General features: G+C 69.7%; 1 protein-coding gene. It reads right to left on the bottom strand.

The genetic code is table 11. The features are described 5' to 3' along the window. The coding region (locus tag J5M67_RS28330; RefSeq protein ID WP_243434934.1) for an isocitrate/isopropylmalate family dehydrogenase at positions 1–465 on the bottom strand (465 nt) is incomplete at both ends.

The following is a 465-nucleotide window of genomic DNA, read 5'->3' as shown; positions in this document are numbered from 1 at the left end:
GCCTGGAACGCGACGTGCGCGATGCGGCGCACTTCCGGCTCCGAATAGCGCATCGTGTCGAAGCCTTCGCGCGCGCCCGCGAACGGGCCGTCCGGCGCGGCGCGCACGCCGCGCGGCTGGCCGAAGTAGATATCGCCGTTCAGTTCGCGCACGATCAGGATGTCGAGGCCCGCGACGAGCTCGGGCTTGAGCGGCGAAGCGTCGACGAGTTGCGGATAGCAGATCGCCGGACGGAAGTTCGCGAACAGCTCCAGATGCTTGCGCAGGCCGAGGATCGCCTGCTCGGGGCGCAGCGCGCGCTCGAGCGAATCGTACTTCCAGTCGCCGACCGCGCCGAACAGGATCGCGTCCGCTTCCTTCGCGAGCGCGAGCGTCGCGTCGGGCAACGGATGGCCGCTTGCCTCGTAGCCGGCGCCGCCGACCGGCGCCTGCTCCAGTTCGAACTTTTCGTCGAGCGCGTTCAGC

Source organism: Pseudomonas sp. 30_B (assembly GCF_017491605.1).
Classification (GTDB): Bacteria; Pseudomonadota; Gammaproteobacteria; order Pseudomonadales; family Pseudomonadaceae; genus Pseudomonas.
Note: the sequence above shows the minus strand (reverse complement) of the source record. Positions and strands in the feature narration are given on the sequence as shown.